The sequence below is a fragment of the Acinetobacter sp. P8-3-8 genome, assembly GCF_000214135.1.
In the GTDB taxonomy this organism is placed as follows: Bacteria; Pseudomonadota; Gammaproteobacteria; order Pseudomonadales; family Moraxellaceae; genus Acinetobacter.
The window spans coordinates 113,828-131,217 of the sequence record NZ_AFIE01000002.1 but is presented as its reverse complement, the minus strand read 5'-3'; the positions used below and the strand labels follow the sequence as shown (position 1 = coordinate 131,217).

The window sequence follows — 17,390 nt, the reverse complement described above, 5'->3', positions numbered from 1 at the left end:
TTATATAATATATATTTATTAATAATTTACAGAGATATGTGTAATCCTGAATAAGTGCTGTTACAACATGTGTAAATGGCTAGATTCTCTTATGAGATTGTTTCAGTATAGATTCAGACACTCGAATTTACAGGACAGTCATCATGACATTGAAATATAGTATATTTTTCAAATATCTTACCATTCTAGGTTTTGTTGCAGGTTCTGCTATGACCAGCGTAACTTTCGGAAGTTCCGAGCAGGCATGGAACAAACATGATCAGGAAATAAAAGTGGCTTGTATAAAAGCCAGTCAACTTAAGAATGCTAAAACAGTGAGCAATGTCATGTTGTTTGATGATCGTGTTGGATATTCTGCACTCATGATTCAAGGAAAATATCCGCAAGCACACATGTTTTCCTACTAAAAAGATCTTAAGAATAGACTAAATTTTTCTAGGAGAGTGGTGGCAGTCCACCACTAACTAACAGGTGTCTACAAAATCGATGGTTATTCAATAAGTGTAGTTAGTATTTGGTATAAAATATTATGCTGAGGTCTGGTTTTGATCGCTACGATTTCTGTTTGGCTTTTTGGCGTAAGACATACAAATATAAGCTTTCTACTTTTTCACGTGCCCATGGTGTGGTACGCAAGAAACGCAATGATGACTTAACACTTGGATCTATGCAAAAACATCTAATTTCAATTTTACGACTTAAGCCTTCAAAGCCACCGTAGTAATCCAATAATTCATCCAAAATGTCAGCAAGTTTTTTGCCGTGTAGAGGGTCATTGGAGGCGTTCATAATAGATCAACTATATTTTGGGAGGTCATCATTATAACCTGAGCTAGTTGAAAAATGAGAGGGTTGAAATTTAAACATAATTAACATAGAAAATTACAGCTTAAGAGCAATGCCGATGATCAAGAGATTACAGAAGTAAAGCTGATGGTCTGGGCAATACAAGATGATGTTGAAATACAAATTTTTATCAATAACTTAACCATTAGTAATAGTAATGCTTACTATAGGTATTAGGATTTTGCATAACGAATATTATGTTACTTAGGATAATCGCCAACGTGAATTATCATTTCTAAATTCACGTTGGCGATCTGTAGCAACAACAGCGTTGTGTAGGCTACAGCCCTTGGTATCGGATTTAACATAATATACATTATGCGAAATCAATGGTAATAAAAATACTGCAAACATAGACACTCAAATAAATAACCTCATAGTTAAAAATGAATCTTATCTAAATTTAACTCTACAATATTCAACCAAGCTTTGGTTGCTGGGCTCATTGCCATACTTGTATTCCATGCCATACTGAGCACCCAATGCAAACTTGGCTCAAGCAATATTGCAGATGAAAATTTATCTGGATCAAGCTGATCACAATAAATTTTAGGTAAAATGGCAATCCCCATATTCAACTCTACCATTTTCACAATAAAGTCCCACTGACTACTTTTACACACAACCTTTGGTTCAAAACCTACAGCATTCGTAGCCTGTGTAATAAGCTTATTTAAAACAAATGAATCTGCATAAAGTAAAAAACTTTCCTCTTTTAATTCAGCTAAATTTACAGTTTCTCTTTGATTCCAATGTGATTCTTTTTTAGATAATAAACACATAGGTGAATTTACAATAGGTATCGCAGCAAAATTAGGTCTTAAATTTTCAAGTAAAACACCTACATCTACTGTTTTATTTGCAATCGCTTCTTCAACACCATTACCACCAACTTCTAAAAATTTAAGCTGTATTTCTGGATAATGCTTATGAAATAAAGCAATTAATGGTGTAAGTAATAATGAGCCCAATGGTGGTAAGCCTATGGTTAGACTCCCTTTTTTTAAATTTTGAACTTGATTTAATGTTTCAAAGATTTTGTTTTGTTCATTTAACATATTCATGGCATGTTGATAAATCAACTCACCTTCATAGGTCAATGCGACTTCCCTTTTTCTTCCAGCTTCACCTTTCTTAAATAGTGCTGTAGCTAAATCTTCTTCTAAATGTTTGATTGCTTTACTTATTGTAGGCTGGGTCATGCATAAGTGATCAGCAGCTAGACTAAAGCTTTGATGATTGACAATCTCTGCAAAAATTCTAAGATCTTTCAAGTCCATTGATTATTCCAAAATGGCATAATTACTATTTTATTATTCATAATAATCATGATGTATTGCAACTAAAATAGTCAATCTTATTGAAATAAACAACATTCCTCATGTTCACACATGCCAGCCAAAGCCTTCAATTGAATAGAATTTCCAGAACATTATTACAAATTGGGATTCTGATTTTATTCTGGTGGATTGGCTCTCTCATTCAAAAACAATTTAATTTACCAATTTCAGCTGCTGTCATTGGTTTATTCATTGTTTTAATTGGACTTATGACTGGAATATTCAAATTAACCTGGATCAAAACAGGTTCAGATTTTATCCTAGGTGAATTGGTTCTATTTTTCATTCCTTGTTTTATTGGATTAATGAAATATAAAACGTTGTTTATGACTGAAGGATGGCAACTGATTTTAGCAGTGGTTATAGGCACAATTTGTGTCATGGTTGTGACTGCATATAGTGTGCATTTGGGTTTTAAACTTGAAAATAAACTCAAAAAACAACGTGAGCAAAATCATTCTAGGCAGACTCAACATGTGATTCATGGAGAAAAATAATGTCTATTATTTCAATCCTTTGTTTCGTTGGAACCTTACTGGCTTATTTCTTAGTAAAAAAACTTTATCGTAAATTTCCTTATCTAGTTCTGTCACCAGCTATATTTGTGCCTATTATTTTAATCATTACTTTGCTATTAACACATGTATCTTATGATACCTATATGCTTGATAGTCAATGGATTGTTTGGATGTTAGGGCCTGCAACAGTTGCATTCGCTATTCCAATTTATGAATATCGGCAAATCATCAAAGAACATATCCTTTCTATTTCCATGGGTGTGATCATGGGTATGTTCGCGGGCATGGTGAGCGCTTTTTATTTAGCAAAATTGTTTCATTTTGATCAATCAACCACTTATAGCTTGATGGCACGTTCAATTTCCACACCATTTGCGATGGAACTGAGTTCGCATATCGGTGGTTCTGTTGAGTTGGTTATTCTCTTTACCATGATTACTGGTATTGTTGGCATGTTTATTGGTGATGTTATTTTAGCAGGATTAAAACTTCGCTCACATTTTGCACAAGGCGCTTCATTGGGTAATGCAGCACATGGTTTTGGTACAACTAAGGCTTATATGCGTCATAAAGAAGAAGGTGTCATTGCTAGTTTAACCATGGTGTTAGCAGGCATCTTTATGGTCTTGGTTGGTCCTTTTCTTGTGCATATTATTGTTCATGTTCTTGGATAATTCTTGTGTGACTTAGTGAATAATTTCTTAGATAACTTCTTAAATAACTTATTCAATAATCATGCTTAATGATTCTGTTATTTTCCAATAAAAATAGCTACGTGAGCAAGCCATTGTATATATTCAATATTCAGTGGCTTTTAAATGATTTATAGATATTTTTAGATATAATTTTTAAATAATATCAATGAGATGGATGAACAGTTTTAGGTAAAAAGTTAACTAGGAGCAAGCCGAATAATGCAGATAAGCCTGCAAAAATGAAGATCGTTGTACCTGATAAAAGTTCCCAATATTGACCAGCCAAAATGCTACCTGAAGCAACACCCAAGCCCCACATAGTACTGTACAAAGCTTGCCCTCTACCCTGTTGTTTGGCTGTAAAATTCTGCAAAATAATTCGCATAGCAATAATATGAAATAGACCAAAACTAAATGCATGTAAAGTTTGTGAAATAAACTGCATAAAGAAATGTTCAGGGAAAAACCCGACCAATAAGAATCGAATACACGTCATGATCAAACACATTGTGACTAGATTTCTCCATGAAAAACGCGTCAGGAAGAAATTTGCATAATTAAACATAATGATTTCAGCTATCACACCGACTGACCATAAAAAGCCAATTTCAGTGGTATTAAAACCTGCTGTTTTCAAATAGTTACTATAAAAACTATAGAAAGGCGCTTGTGCAAAAAGCATAATAAATTCAATGCAAAAGAATGCAGTAACAACAGGTCTTTTTAATATGGGCAATAATGGTTCGAGGATTTTTTGTGAGTTAGGCGCTGTATGTGGTTCTTTGATTGAAAATGACCAAATAAATGCTGTAAATGCGATACAAAGCAACATCATGGGTAAATAATGAATATCAACAACGTCTAAAATCGCACCAATACTAAATACACCAACAATAAAACCAATGGAGCCCCATTTTCTTATTTTTCCATAATATTCAGTATGTTTATCACCTAGCCAGAATAAAGTAACACCTTCAAATTGTGCAAGTATGGCGTTTTGGAAAAAGCTAAAAATAAACATTAACAATGCTATAGATTGCATATTATTGGGAATGATAAAAATCAAAAACCAAATGGTGGCTTCCATCCATGTTGCGATACGCACCAACAACATGCGCTTTCCCGTTTTATCTGCAATAAAACCCCAAATAAATGGTGCAAAAATACGAGTCAAAATCGCAATTGATGAAAGTAGACCTATTTCTTTGTAGTTAAACCCTTGATCTTGAAGATATAAGCTCCAATAAGGCAAAAATGTCCCAACGATTGAATAGTACCAAAAGTAAAATCCACTCAGTTTGTATTGGATTGGGAAAGAACGCATAGAATAAAATTGGTTTGTATTTTCAGTATGTTAGCATAATTTATAGTTGCATTGGTTTGCAGTAAGTTGTTTGCTTTTGTATTTCATAGCCTACAAAAATAATTTTGAAAATTGTAGACCGCAATCCATTTATTTGATTAGAAATAAAAAACCGCCCTAGTAAACTCAATGCTAGAAAGGCTTACTTAAAAACCAAATTTAAATAAATATAATTCAAACTAGCATCAATTTAACTGCTTTATTTTTTTAACCGCACATATAAATTTTTATGTTCATTTGTGCTGGTTGATCGTTCCTCTACATCAAAAATTTTTGGATATGATTTAACTAAATCTCCAAGCTTTTTAAATCCATATGTACGTGGATCAAAATCTACTTGTAAAAGTTTCCATTGCGATCCCAATGAAGCAACAGAAACCCATTCAGTGTCATGGTTATCAAAAATTTGTTTGATTTTATCTAGTGGTAATTTGGTATTAGTTTGGGGTTTAGTCTGAACAATATCTTTGCTTACCGTATTTATAGCTTCCTTTTTACTATTAGATGGTTCTTCTTTGTTTAGAGAGTGATTGGGGTCTTCATAACTTGTTAAGTTTTCAACATAAGTAAAATGGGAGCAAGCATTCCGGAATGCTTCTGGAGTTTGTTTTTTTCCAAATCCATATACTGTTGCACCTTGTTCCTTTATACGAATAGCTAAAGCTGTGAAATCACTATCACTTGATACAATAGCAAAACCGTCAATACGGTCTGTATAGAGAAGATCCATTGCATCAATAATCATAAATCCATCAGTTGCATTTTTTCCTGTTGTATAAGCAAACTGTTGCATTGGTTTGATAGCTAGGTTGTTAATAGCTTGTTTCCAACTACCATTCTGATTAACAAAATTTCCATATATTCGTTTTACTGTCGCCTCACCATATTTAGTTAATTCATTCAGAATATTTTCTATATCTTTAGCAGAAGCATTATCAGCATCAATTAACACAGCTAACTTAGACGTTTTTTCTTCTGTTAAATTAAAAATTGTTTTAGATTTTGACAAAATTTACACCCCAAAAAATATTAAAACTTACTAGTAATTTAATGATATTAACAAAAACCTCCCTAAAAGGCTTTCTCAAACAACTTCCGTTCTTTCGCCTCTGATCTGCCGATACTGAAACACTAAGCCCCTATAAAAGCCGTAATAAGCTCATTCACTTCCGTAGGTTTTTCTGCATGTAACCAATGCCCTGCATTTTCTACGACTTGAATCTGATGATTGCTAAACTGTTTATCAATCGCTTCAAAATGCTCAGGTTTTGAAAGATATGGAGAATTTCCACCTCTAATAAATAATGTAGGTACTGCATTTACACTTTGGTCAGTCCATCCCAGTATTGTTGGATAATCCTCAAACAATACTTTGACATTGAACAACCATTTGCCTTTACTCCATGATTTTAATAAGAATTGAATCACCATTTCTTCTTTCAAATATTGACGCATGATCTCTGTCGCATCTTTACGAGATTCAACCTGTGCTTCTTCTACAGCAAATAAAGCTTTAAAGATTTGATCATGGTGATTTTCTTTATACGCAAAAGGTGTCATATCCAAAACAATCATTTTTTGTAGTCGTGTAGGTGCTAAATCAGCAAGTTTCATCGCAATTTTGCCACCCATAGAATGCCCAATCACAATAAATTGTTGAATATTTAAATGATCAATCGTTTCTAAAACATCTGTCGCCATCGATACATAATTCATATCGTCAGCATGTGCTGAATGTCCATGATTTCTGACATCGACTTGTAAAATATTGAATTTCCCTTGGAAGGCACGGGCAATCATACCTAAATTACTTAAACTGCCAAATAAACCATGAATCAGTACCAATGTCGGTGAATCATTGTCAGAAGTCGTTGCTTGGTCATATTGATAATTGAGTAACATTTAAAACCGTCCAAAAAGCCTTTCCAATATGAATATGATGGCAAGAAATATAGCTATCAACAATGTTTTTAATGATTTATCTACAAATTTATTGTGAGAATGAGGATTCAACACTCTATCTATAATATTTAAGCGCTTTGTAGTGAATAGATGAAAATGATGCTCAAAAAACTGATTACGACGATCAAATTCAACTTTTCAGACTGATATAAGCTAAAGTCGAATAAATTATTCAAAATAATCGTGAATCTGCTGTTGAGTCACCCTTCGAATTACATATATGATCAGCCATGAATATCTTCGTTTGATTTAGGACTTTCAACCATGTTTCAACATGTAGATCCTTATGCAGGTGATCCGATTCTTTCCCTCATGGAAGCATTTGGCAAAGATGAACGGACACATAAAGTAAATTTAAGTATTGGTCTTTATTACAATGAGGACACCATTGTTCCTCAATTGAAAGCGGTTAAAACGGCTTTAAAAAATATTGAACCAAGCAATGACAAGGTAAAGCTTTATTTACCGATGGATGGTTTAAAGTCTTATAACGAAGCAACCCAAAAGCTTGTTTTAGGTACGGACAGTCAAGCGCGTAAAGATGGCCGTGCGGTAACGATTCAAACCTTAGGTGGTTCTGGCGCATTAAAAGTAGGTGCAGACTTCCTTAAAAAATATTTTCCTGAATCAGACGTTTGGGTGAGCCAACCGACTTGGGAAAACCATATCGCGATTTTTAATGGCGCTGGAATTAATTCGCATTTCTATCGTTATTTCGATGCAACAACCAATGGTGTTGATATCGAAGGCATGTTGGAAGATTTAAAACGAATCCCAGCAAAAGGTATTGTTTTACTTCACCCATGTTGTCATAACCCGACTGGTGCAGATTTAACACCTGCCGAATGGGATCGTGTGATTGAAGTATTGAAAGCTGGTGATTTGATTCCATTCTTAGACATTGCTTATCAAGGCTTTGGACAAGGTTTGGAAGAAGATGCTTATGCAATTCGTGCCTTAGACAAATCAGGTATGAATTTTATTGTCAGCAATTCATTCTCTAAAATTTTCTCGCTGTATGGTGAGCGTGTCGGTGGTTTAAGCTTTATTTGTGATGACCAAGCGACTGCACAAAAAGTTTTAGGACAATTAAAAGCAACAGTACGTCGTATTTACTCTAGCCCTCCGACTACAGGTGCTTTAGTTGTAGATAATGTTTTAAATGATGCTACTTTGACTGAAACATGGCATGCTGAATTAAAAGAAATGCGCGAACGTATTATTCAAATGCGTGAACTTTTAAAAGCAAAATTAACAGCGGCTTTGCCTGAGCGTAATTTTGATTATCTAACAGCACAGCAAGGTATGTTTAGTTATACAGGCTTAACTGCTGAGCAAGTGGATATTTTAAAAGACAAATATGCGATTTACTTAGTGCGTAGCGGTCGTATGTGTGCTGCTGGCTTAAACTTAAAAAATATTGATTATGTTGCGGATTCAGTTGCGGAAGTGATTAAAGCAACCTCTTAATTCAACAATCAAGTTTTAAACATTGATGTTTTAAGAAACCCAAGTTCGCTTGGGTTTCTTATTTTTATGGATATTGGTTAATGTCTAAACACATAATAAATATACGTTTTATCCGCAATTGGCCTGTGTAATTATTTTAGTAACAGGCTCTATGGTCACTGTGACTCGGTCTACACGATAATCCATGGTTACGGGCTGATTTGGTCCTACTCGGCGAATGACTTGTGCTTTAGTGCTTTGTTTAATTTGCTCATCAGTCAAACCTGTTTGACCAACCAATTTAGCCGCTTCTTCAGCAACACATTGCGCTTGGCTCTGACGAAATAAAGCCCACTCCTCTACTTTTTCACCATTTGCCAAATGGCAATAACCCACTTCACCATTGGCTTCTTTCACAATTTCTAATTTTCCGCCTTGACCTACACAGTATTGACTTGCTGGATTGGCTAAGCCAAGTTTGGCTTGCTTTGAATCTGTGGTTTGGATAGATGTACACGCTGCTACTGAAACTGCAAGGACAGCTAAAATTGTAATATTTTTCATAAAGATACTTTGATCATTTTAAAGATTAAACATATCAAAAAAAGTTTTACTTTTATATTAAATTTATAAAATTAATACAGTCTTATTTTCAAATACCTTACTTGATTGCTTATTTATTCATTTGTGAATATTACAACTCAGTGAATCAAATCAATCCATTTAAATCAGTTGATGCTAATAACGGCTTACTGATTTTAAATCATGTGATTGAGATGCAAATTTAAATGTAGATATTGTGCTCATACTTGAATATAGAGAATGTTTAATTTAACAAACGACTAACAGTTAACATTCTAAGTTTAATGATTCAACATTAAAGTAATGATATGATTTAGGTATTCAGCAAACACCAACAAAAAAGATGAAAAAATTCAAAATTTTACCGATTTTATCTCTAGTGATGGCTTTGACAGGATGTAGTTTGCCTATGAATGATTCAAAACAAGAACAACAAGTGACCATGCATGTAGATCATTGGATTAACAATGACCCAGATTCTCAAAAGAAAATCGCTCAAGGATTAACCGCTTATTTAGCGATGAGTGATGCATACCAAAGCATAGCCTCCCGAATACATTTGATCAGAAGAGCAAAATATACTTTAGATTTACAATATTATATTTGGGCCGATGATTTTATTGGCAATTTAATGTTAGAAGAATTACTGGCGGCTGCAGATCGTGGTGTCAAAGTAAGATTATTAATTGATGATCAAAATGGTATAAAAATAGATCGACAATTAAGTGCACTGATTACACATCCTAATATTTCAATCAAGCTTTATAATCCATACAAATTTAGACATTTTCGAGTAATGGATTATCTGATACGTGCAAATCGTATCAATCATCGTATGCACAACAAATTAGTTATTGCTGATGGTGCAATTGCGGTCACAGGTGGTCGTAATATTAGCAGTGAATATTTTGATGCAAGTCAGTCTTTCCAGTTTACTGATATGGATATTCTATTTTTAGGGAATGCCGTCCATCATGCAAATCAAGTATTTCAAGAGTTTTGGAATTTTGAACTGAGCTATCCTGTTGAAAAATTTATTGAAAAAGGTTCAAAACAAGACCTGCTCGATTTACGTCAAGCCTTTGTGCAGTTAGGACAAAAAAATCATCCTACAGATAAAAAGGTAAATTTAGAGCAAAAAGAACTGGCGAATGAATTAAATCAAAATAAAGTGAATTGGGCATTTGCAGAATTTCTTGCTGATCCACCAAAGAAAACTTTGGGTAAGGCACAAGATAATGAACTGATTTATCATCAAATTCGTAATTATATGGGCGATCCTAAACAAGAGATGGATTTAATTGCTGCCTATTTTGTCCCTACAAAAGATGGGACAGATTTTATCAATCAATTTCCCAAACAAAATGTAAAAGTCAGAGTACTGACCAATTCTTTTGTCGCCAATGATGTTGCCTTAGTGCATGCTTTTTATCAAAAATACCGTATGGATTTGCTCAAAAATGGTGTCGAACTGTATGAATTTAAACCTTATATTGAGCGTAAACGCCGTACTTGGTATGAGGTTGTGACTGGAAATGTGATTCCTAAAAAAGGTAAAAATAAATCCAGTTTACATGCAAAATTTATTGATATTGATGACAAAGTTTTTATTGGTTCATTTAACTTAGACCCACGTTCATTTAATCTCAATACAGAAGTCGGTTTAGTCGTAACATCTGATCCACTGCAAGAACAAATTTCTGGTTTGCTAGATCAAACCTTACACACTGTTGCCTATGAATTAAAATTAAACAATCAGGGCGAAATTATTTGGTTAGATCACCGCCCAGATGGAAAGACGATTGAATATAAAACAGATCCTGAAACCACTCGATTTCAAAGATTGATGATGTACAGTGTGTCATATTTACCGATTGAGTGGATGATGTAGCCTTCTTATTTTTACTTCCTGCTACAGCGTTATTTTGCACTATACTTAGCATTACCTTGTCATTACATTGGTAATATTACTTACTCGCTTAGTGCCATCAAAGTTTACATTCAAATAGGCATAAGCCTTTGTAATCTTTAATCAATTCAACCTGAGTATATTCAGCCTCTTCCAAACTTTGAAAATGCTCAGCAACAGACATATACAGTTGATTATTTTGCATCGCATCTGAGGCAAAAACATGATCACAAACAAAATATGTTGTATCATCTTTTAATAATGCTTTGACTTGCTTATGGAATGTTGTTGCATAAGATTTATGACGTAATTCGTGTAAAGCTTGATGAATAATGACAACATCAAATTGACCTAAACCTGTAAACCAATCTGTTTGCTTAAAATCTGCGATTTGATATTCAGTTCTTTCTAGCTCACTTGGAAGTAGCTTACTTTTAGATAGCTCATGCATTGCTTGTGAAAAATCAACCGCTGTATATTGGATTTCTGAGCAATGTTGCAGTAAATGTTGAGCAAGAAATCCAGGGCCAGAACCTATTTCTAAGACGTGAATATTTTCTCTATTCAAGCTTTTGATTTTATTTACATATAAATCAAAAAACTCATAACGCCAAGGCCGTTTCAGATTGGCTTCGTTTGCCCATAGTAGTGCCTTATCAGGATCTTTTAAATCAATGGGGCTGGCGACTTCTTGTATATTCATCTTTTTTGCTCTATAAACTTCACTGTACAAATGCTACTTTAATTTTATTATTTTATAAAAACAGTAAAATACAGCAAGCCATTCTTTCTCGTTACTATATAAATAACGCAAAAATAATACCCAGGAAAGCAATACAAATACTGAACATATATAATTTTAAAGTCGTATAGTACATGGCTTGAGCATCATCATAGGTTTTATTACTTAGCAATCGATATACAACAATCAACATACAAATCAAAGAAATTAAAAGGGTTAGAACAATGACCCAATCAGACAAGCTTTCTAAAGCAGGATGCTCTGGTGTTCCTTCGATTGCCCATCCAGCTAAAAAGTTGAGAATAAAGCCCATCATAATACCCAATGAAGTGATCATGGGCTGACGGAAGTCTTTGATATCACCGGTAAAATTCATACGAGATCCTTATAAATCGTTTTAATCACATTATTTTAATTAATACTTATTTATAATCTGTGTTACAGGTAATTTCAATGTGTTCTGTATAAATTTCAAATCATTAGAAAATTAAGAAATTATTCAAATATACAATTTTAAAATATCATCAATAAGCAACCGGCTTTCCATAGATCAAATGAATAAAATTCTGATCATTCACTTCAATTTTCTAATAATTTCAGCCACTATCAATCATCGTCAATATGATCATGCTTTCGAATCTCTCTAATTCCAGCCTCAAGTACATCAAATATACGTTTATCAATACATTGTGCCACATTAAACCGCATAAAATGCGCTGCCCCATCGGCCTGACTAAATGCATTTCCAGGGGCAAGAATGACATCATTTTTTAAACAATATTTGGATAAAGCTGAGGCTAAAATGTCTTTAGGCAATCTGCACCATAAAAATATCCCTGCTTTGGGAATAATCCACGGATGAATATCTAAAAGTGCCAGTTTATAGATGCTTTCATTCATTGCTTTAACGAGCTGTTTTTTCAGCCAATCAATATGTTTTAAATAACCACTATCCATCAATGCATGATAAACAATTTCAGCATTTAAATTGCTATGACTAAAATTGGTTGCAATACGCAAGTCGATCAATGCTTCAATTTTCTGTGTATTGGCAATGATATAACCGCAACGGACTGCTGCTGAAAGGGTTTTAGTAAAACTCCCGATTTGAATCACATGTTCAAACCCTGCCAATGACGCATAGCGTGGCGCATGTTGATATTCAAAATCTGCAAATATTTCATCTTCAATAATCATCAAATTGGCTTGTTCAGCTAGTTTGGCAACTTGAAAAGCCGTTTGAATCGATAAACTTGCACCAGTCGGATTATGAATCCCTGAATTGGTTAGATAAATTTTGGGTTTTAAACTTAAAGCTTGTTTGAAGTGCTCAATATCAGGGCCATGTTCTGTGAATGGGATCGCCACAGCTTTTAAATGATGTGCTTTGATGAGAGCCTGAAAATTAAAATAACATGGATCATCAACTAAGATAACATCACCCGCTTGTAGTAAAAGTCTGAAAATAAGATCGATTGATTGCGTGGCAGAGTCTGTAATTAAAATTTGTTCTAAATCAAGGTTTAAATCATAGTTTTGCTTACGTCGAGCAATCCATTGTCTAAGCTGTAAATGACCATTTGGCACAGCATAATCAATCAGTAATTCTGTTTCAGATTTCGCAACTTGTTTTAATGCTTTGCGAACAGTTTGTTCAGGCATCCAACTGTTTGGTAACCATCCACAACCGGGTTTAAACACATTTGACTTTGCATCTAGGGATTGTCTTGAAATCCAAAGTGGATCAATTTCTCTTTGATATTGAATTTTAGTTTCAAAGACTTGAGCTTGGACGACATGTCCAACAACAAAATAGCCTGCTCCAATCCTTGATTCTAAAATACCTGCGGATACTAAACGCGTATATGCCTCAACGATCGTCGATACAGAAAAATTTAATTGTGTTGCGAGTTGACGTACAGAAGGTAATCGTGAACCTGCGATTAAACTTTTATTGGCAATTTGTTCTTTGACAATATCCATTGCAATATCAATTTTTGTTTTAGCCATTTTCTTTGTGGATTCAGGATTGGTGAACATTCAGCATAATCATTCTAAATGAACAATACAAATTGTACTGGTTAAATGGGCAGTACAGTTTCTTCAAATTGTTTTAGATCGTACATATCAAAATATAACTGCAAACTGTTTTAATCCATCTAAAGATGATGAGTATTTGAAAATGGATCAAGCTTCAAAAGGTTGGTTAAACGGACTGATTGGCGTAGTCATTTTTGCAGGATCATTACCTGCAACCCGTATCGGTGTACTTGGCTTTACACCTGAATTTTTAACCACTTCTCGTGCTGCTATCGCAGGTGTTATCGGACTCATTTGCTTGATCGTGTTCAAACAAGTTAAACCTAATTTACAACAATTTAAAAAGCTGATTATTGTGGCTTTTGGTGTCGTTATTGGATTTCCATTATTCACAGCACTTGCGCTACAAACGATTTCATCTTCTCATGCGATTATTTTTGTAGGTTTACTGCCTTTATCTACTGCAATTTTTGCAGTATTCCGTGGTGGAGAAAAACCCTCTACACAGTTTTGGTTATTTGCAATTTTAGGAAGTTGCTTAGTGATTATTTTTATGTTCTTTGAAAATAAGAGCTTAAGCTTATCACTTGGTGATTTTTATATGTTGGCGGCTATTGTTGTTTGTGGTTTGGGCTATGCAGAAGGAGGGAAATTATCCAGTGAATTAGGTGGATGGCAAGTGATCTGTTGGGCTTTGGTTGTTGCTCTACCGATCATGTTGTTAGGTAGTGTGTACTATTTTCCAGATCATTACTCCAATATCAGCATTGCGCCTATACTGGCCCTGCTCTATGTTTCACTGTTTAGTATGCTCATTGGTTTTGTATTTTGGTACAAAGGTTTAGCACTTGGCGGGATTGCAAAAGTTGGGCAAATTCAACTTCTCCAACCCTTTATTGGTTTAATGTTATCTGCACTTTTATTAGGTGAACATATCAGCCTTGCCATGATTCTAGTAAGCATCTCAGTAGTTGCATGTGTTGTTATGGCAAAAAAGTTTGCTTGAGAATTTCAAAATTAAATTAAAATCGCTATTGATAGATTACTGACCTATATGAATAGCGTTTCTAAAGTTAAAACATTGGTATGAATGACAAGTTTTGTTTTAGATGCCTGAATAGAATATAAAAACTTACTTAAAGTAAGCCTATTTCTTTAAATAAGTTTCTATATGCTTCAGCTTTTTTGTCCAATGCCAATGGGTAAGCTCTCGAAGATGATGGCATTCGGTACAAAGTGAGATCTCGATTTGAAAATCTAACTTTTGATGAATGCCCGATTTGAGGTTTTTCAGCCGTTTCGGGCATAGATAACATCAATGTATCTGTTGCTTTATCACCAGTTGTCATGATGTTATTGCAATTCGGCATTTGAACTAACAGTTGTTTGATATCTGTTGGCGTTTCGATCTGTAGAAATTTATCTGCTGCATTGCCTTTTAAGCGAATCACTTGATACGCCGTATCAAAAATCGCAATGCCCTTTTCGATTAAAAAATCTTTAATACATTGTTCTTTAAAATTTTTATTGGGTAAATCTAAAAAATAATCTTTATTTTCAAAGAAGATCACACCGAAAATCCGCCACATATCATTTTGATAATTTGGATAATAAAAATCCATCTTCCAACGTTCTTTAGGTGGTGGAAAACTACCTAGCATTAAAAGTTTAGCATTGGGTGGTAAGAATGGCTTTAGTGGATGAGTTTCGATCGTTTGTTCAGAACTTGACATAAGTAGACATTATTCAGGTTATCATTAATATTGTGGACTCAAATCATTTTATTTCAATATCAATTTATAAGTTTAATTTTTTCAGGCTAATATTTTACTAAAATAAAATATTAGCCTGCTGTTTTCTTCCTATTTTTCTATTATAATAAAATTATGATTAAATATTATACAATTTAAATTTATTAATAGAGAATTCAAAATATTTGCCAGCAATTGGAGAAACTATAATATGGACAAACGCTTTAAAACACTCAGTCCAATTGAGCAAATTCAAAGAAAACAGCAAGTTCTAGACATGATTGAATTACACCCTGAGTGGGAAATTCATCAAATTGCTAAATTTCTTCGTACTGAATTGCGATTAACCTTACCTGAAATGGCGAAAATCACAAAAATTGCACTTCAAACTTTACAAAAAATGGAGCAAACGGATTCGAACCCAACTTTACAATCGATTTTAAAATTACTGAATGCTTTTGGATTAAATTTAGTCGTGAAAAGCATTGATCAAAAATGATCATCATTTATTGAAATTCTGTAAAATAGCTTGCGAAACTTCTTTCGCCCACAGTTGATAAATTTCTTTACTTGGATGAAATCCATCTTCAGCCATCTGTAAATTCAATGCTTTAAAATGTGCTAAATCAAATTGAATCAATTGGTAACGTGGCTTTGTATTTACAAACTGACTGAGTTGTTTATTCATCGCAGTCGAATATTGCCCCAACAACCATCCTAAAGGATTAGGCAAGGCTGGGAATAAATGCATGGGTGGAACTCCTGTTAATATAAGCATTGTTGGAGAAAATTTGGACTCAATTTCTATATAAAATTGTTGTTGTTGCTGAATCCATTTTTGTGGAGAAATCAATTTGGTCACATCATTGACACCGACAGAAGTAATCACAATATCAAAATGCTGATTTTTGAGTTGTTTTGTTCTTTCTAAAACCTGTAAGGTGGTATCACCTGTTTTAGCTTCAAGTTGATAATGAATTTCAAAATCATGTTTTAATTCATTTAAAATTGAACCCAATAAAGCATCTTGCTGATCTTTTACCCCTACACCTGCAGCAGCCGAATCACCTAAAATTAAAATAGATAAAGCTGTGCCCTTGCCAATTGTACCTTGTCGATGACCACTTGCTTCTTCCAATCTTGGGGTATATTTCTTGACACTATAGCCTTGAACGACAAGCGATGGAATTAATAACAGTGTAGATATTTTTAAAAACATAGACCAATCATCACAATAGAAATACTGATTTTAAAATTTTGAATCTACTCGCCTGTAATTGCCTTATTCAAAATTTATTGCCGTAGTATGATCTTAAACAAATTTTATTTTTCAACAATAAAAATCTTCGTAATGGTTATTTTTAAAGGAATACAATTTTGAATCACAACTTTAAATTACAACAGAGTTAAGACATTTTCACACCTTAACTCGTATTAGTAACTAACCAAGTTTATTGACAAGTTTTAAAGGTAATATTTTCATCGCCAAACCCAATGGTAGCCACGGCCATTGAGGAACATAAGCCTTAACAGGTTCTTTTTCAATGGCTTTAACCAGCAAATGCGAGCCTGTTTCTACATCAACTTCAAATGGTAATTTTTTTGCACCTTCATTAATTTCAGTACGAATGTAACCTGGAAAAATCGTTGAAACTTTTATTTTGGTATTAATTAGTTCTGCACGAATTCCTTCAGCTAAAGCAGCAACACCTGCTTTGCTTGCGCCGTATGCAGTTAAATGTTTTGGCATACCACGAATTGCACTCATAGAAGAAATCACCACGAGATGACCAAACTTTTGCTCTCGGAAAATTTCAACGGCTGCTTCGCATTGCGCTAAAGCCGAAATAAAATTGGTTTCTACCGTTGCACGATTGATCGCAAATTTACCATTACCAATACGACGTCCATCACCGACACCTGCATTGACAATGATTCGATCAAGTGTGCCGAATTCTTGTTTAAACTCACGAAAAACTTGAAAAACTTGGTCATAATTGGTGACATCAAGGACTTTGGTCAGAACTTTGACACCATATTTAGATTCTAGTTCTTGCTTTAACGTTTCTAGTCGCTCTAAACGACGTGCGCAAATCGCCAAATTATAACCTTTTTGAGCAAATTCACGTGCCATGCCTGCACCAATACCTGAACTCGCCCCTGTGATCAAAATCGTTTTTGCCATGCTATTTC

General features: G+C 34.1%; 19 protein-coding genes and 1 pseudogene. 7 read left to right on the top strand and 13 right to left on the bottom strand.

Features of this window, described 5'->3' with window-relative positions:
* Window positions 1-143: 143 nt before the first annotated feature.
* Window positions 144-395: pseudogene (locus GGG_RS19380) on the top strand (hypothetical protein); the annotation flags it as partial.
* Window positions 396-552: 157 nt separating this feature from the next.
* Here the strand turns inward: GGG_RS19380 and GGG_RS0101780 are convergent.
* The 3 genes from GGG_RS0101780 to GGG_RS0101775 form a co-directional block, all read right to left on the bottom strand.
* Window positions 553-789, bottom strand: coding sequence for a VF530 family DNA-binding protein (locus GGG_RS0101780; protein ID WP_003651786.1), 237 nt, complete (start codon window positions 787-789; stop codon window positions 553-555).
* A 261-nt stretch (window positions 790-1,050) separates the two neighbouring features.
* Complete coding sequence (locus GGG_RS20980) at window positions 1,051-1,200, bottom strand: hypothetical protein (RefSeq protein ID WP_157998073.1); 150 nt, start codon at window positions 1,198-1,200, stop codon at window positions 1,051-1,053.
* A 26-nt stretch (window positions 1,201-1,226) separates the two neighbouring features.
* Window positions 1,227-2,126 carry a LysR family transcriptional regulator gene (locus tag GGG_RS0101775; protein WP_010111575.1) on the bottom strand — a complete coding sequence of 300 codons (900 nt, stop codon included), beginning with the start codon at window positions 2,124-2,126 and terminating at the stop codon, window positions 1,227-1,229.
* A 101-nt stretch (window positions 2,127-2,227) separates the two neighbouring features.
* On the opposite strand from GGG_RS0101775, the gene GGG_RS0101770 reads away from it, so the two are divergent.
* Window positions 2,228-2,683 (top strand): CidA/LrgA family protein, encoded by a 456-nt coding sequence (locus GGG_RS0101770; RefSeq protein ID WP_010111574.1) that lies wholly within the window; start codon window positions 2,228-2,230, stop codon window positions 2,681-2,683.
* Entirely contained in the window at window positions 2,683-3,378 is a 696-nt protein-coding gene (locus GGG_RS0101765; RefSeq protein WP_010111573.1) for an LrgB family protein, read from the top strand. The genes GGG_RS0101770 and GGG_RS0101765 overlap by 1 nt, the downstream gene beginning before the upstream one ends.
* A gap of 184 nt (window positions 3,379-3,562) precedes the next feature.
* Here the strand turns inward: GGG_RS0101765 and GGG_RS0101760 are convergent, their stop codons facing one another.
* The 3 genes from GGG_RS0101760 to GGG_RS0101750 form a co-directional block, all read right to left on the bottom strand.
* Window positions 3,563-4,723, bottom strand: a complete 1,161-nt coding sequence (locus tag GGG_RS0101760) for an MFS transporter (RefSeq protein ID WP_029574395.1) — start codon at window positions 4,721-4,723, stop codon at window positions 3,563-3,565.
* A gap of 238 nt (window positions 4,724-4,961) precedes the next feature.
* Entirely contained in the window at window positions 4,962-5,771 is an 810-nt protein-coding gene (locus GGG_RS0101755) for an NYN domain-containing protein (RefSeq protein ID WP_010111568.1), read from the bottom strand.
* Between the two features lie 122 nt (window positions 5,772-5,893).
* Window positions 5,894-6,664 (bottom strand): alpha/beta fold hydrolase, encoded by a 771-nt coding sequence (locus GGG_RS0101750; protein ID WP_010111565.1) that lies wholly within the window; start codon window positions 6,662-6,664, stop codon window positions 5,894-5,896.
* Window positions 6,665-6,988: 324 nt separating this feature from the next.
* Here GGG_RS0101750 and GGG_RS0101745 point away from each other — a divergent pair, with 324 nt between their 5' ends.
* Complete coding sequence (locus tag GGG_RS0101745; RefSeq protein ID WP_010111563.1) at window positions 6,989-8,194, top strand: amino acid aminotransferase; 1,206 nt, start codon at window positions 6,989-6,991, stop codon at window positions 8,192-8,194.
* 108 nt (window positions 8,195-8,302) lie between these two features.
* Here GGG_RS0101745 and GGG_RS0101740 read toward each other — a convergent pair whose 3' ends face one another.
* Window positions 8,303-8,737: a DUF333 domain-containing protein gene (locus GGG_RS0101740; protein WP_010111561.1), complete on the bottom strand. Its 435-nt coding sequence runs from the start codon at window positions 8,735-8,737 to the stop codon at window positions 8,303-8,305.
* Window positions 8,738-9,164: 427 nt separating this feature from the next.
* On the opposite strand from GGG_RS0101740, the gene GGG_RS0101735 reads away from it, so the two are divergent.
* On the top strand, window positions 9,165-10,646 hold the full coding sequence (locus GGG_RS0101735) for a phospholipase D family protein (RefSeq protein ID WP_010111559.1): 1,482 nt from the start codon (window positions 9,165-9,167) through the stop codon (window positions 10,644-10,646).
* Window positions 10,647-10,743: 97 nt separating this feature from the next.
* Here GGG_RS0101735 and GGG_RS0101730 read toward each other — a convergent pair whose 3' ends face one another.
* The 3 genes from GGG_RS0101730 to GGG_RS0101720 form a co-directional block, all read right to left on the bottom strand.
* On the bottom strand, window positions 10,744-11,367 hold the full coding sequence (locus tag GGG_RS0101730) for a class I SAM-dependent methyltransferase (protein ID WP_010111557.1): 624 nt from the start codon (window positions 11,365-11,367) through the stop codon (window positions 10,744-10,746).
* 94 nt (window positions 11,368-11,461) lie between these two features.
* Window positions 11,462-11,782: a hypothetical protein gene (locus GGG_RS0101725; RefSeq protein WP_010111555.1), complete on the bottom strand. Its 321-nt coding sequence runs from the start codon at window positions 11,780-11,782 to the stop codon at window positions 11,462-11,464.
* Window positions 11,783-12,012: 230 nt separating this feature from the next.
* Window positions 12,013-13,416, bottom strand: coding sequence for a PLP-dependent aminotransferase family protein (locus GGG_RS0101720; RefSeq protein ID WP_029574394.1), 1,404 nt, complete (start codon window positions 13,414-13,416; stop codon window positions 12,013-12,015).
* Between the two features lie 172 nt (window positions 13,417-13,588).
* Between GGG_RS0101720 and GGG_RS0101715 the strand changes: the two genes are divergently transcribed.
* Entirely contained in the window at window positions 13,589-14,452 is an 864-nt protein-coding gene (locus tag GGG_RS0101715; RefSeq protein ID WP_010111552.1) for a DMT family transporter, read from the top strand.
* 130 nt (window positions 14,453-14,582) lie between these two features.
* Here GGG_RS0101715 and GGG_RS0101710 read toward each other — a convergent pair whose 3' ends face one another.
* Window positions 14,583-15,179 (bottom strand): uracil-DNA glycosylase family protein, encoded by a 597-nt coding sequence (locus GGG_RS0101710; RefSeq protein WP_010111550.1) that lies wholly within the window; start codon window positions 15,177-15,179, stop codon window positions 14,583-14,585.
* A 229-nt stretch (window positions 15,180-15,408) separates the two neighbouring features.
* Between GGG_RS0101710 and GGG_RS0101705 the strand changes: the two genes are divergently transcribed.
* On the top strand, window positions 15,409-15,696 hold the full coding sequence (locus GGG_RS0101705; RefSeq protein ID WP_010111548.1) for a helix-turn-helix domain-containing protein: 288 nt from the start codon (window positions 15,409-15,411) through the stop codon (window positions 15,694-15,696).
* Between the two features lie 3 nt (window positions 15,697-15,699).
* On the opposite strand, the gene GGG_RS0101700 is transcribed toward GGG_RS0101705, so the two are convergent.
* On the bottom strand, window positions 15,700-16,416 hold the full coding sequence (locus tag GGG_RS0101700) for an SGNH/GDSL hydrolase family protein (RefSeq protein ID WP_010111546.1): 717 nt from the start codon (window positions 16,414-16,416) through the stop codon (window positions 15,700-15,702).
* Window positions 16,417-16,638: 222 nt separating this feature from the next.
* On the bottom strand, window positions 16,639-17,382 hold the full coding sequence (locus GGG_RS0101695; protein ID WP_010111545.1) for an SDR family oxidoreductase: 744 nt from the start codon (window positions 17,380-17,382) through the stop codon (window positions 16,639-16,641).
* Window positions 17,383-17,390 lie beyond the last annotated feature (8 nt).